Source organism: Mitsuaria sp. TWR114, from assembly GCF_007997345.1.
In genome coordinates, this window is record NZ_VOSR01001128.1 from 1 (window position 1) to 533 (window position 533).

General features: G+C 66.4%; 1 pseudogene. It reads left to right on the plus strand.

Going from position 1 to position 533, the window contains the following annotated elements:
• Window positions 1-533 (plus strand): annotated as a pseudogene (locus FUT87_RS28095) (molybdopterin-dependent oxidoreductase); the annotation flags it as partial.

The window sequence follows — 533 nt, forward strand, 5'->3', positions numbered from 1 at the left end:
CCGGACCACCCCGTCAATCGCGGCACCCTGTGCCCCAAGGGCGCGGGCCCTGCTGGACTTCGTGCACAGCCCCAACCGGCTGAAGTACCCGGAGATCCGCGAGGCCGGGTCCAAGGAGTGGAAGCGCGTCAGCTGGGACGAGGCGATGGACCGCTTCGTCAAGCTGCTCAAGGCGGACCGCGACGCCAACTTCATCGCCGCGAATGCCGATGGCAGGACGGTGAACCGCTGGCTCTCGACCGGCATGATCTGCGCCTCCGCGTCCTCGAACGAGTCGGGCTACATCACCCACAAGGCGATGCGCTCGACGGGGATGCTCGCGTTCGACAACCAGGCCCGCGTTTGACACGGACCGACGGTGGCCAGTCTGGCCCCGACGTTCGGCCGCGGTGCGATGACCAACCATTGGGTGGACATCAAGAACGCCGATCTCGTCCTGATCATGGGCGGCAATGCCGCCGAGGCCCACCCCTGCGGTTTCAAGTGGGTGATCGAGGCCAAGCACCACAACAAGGCCCGCTTGATCGTGGTCG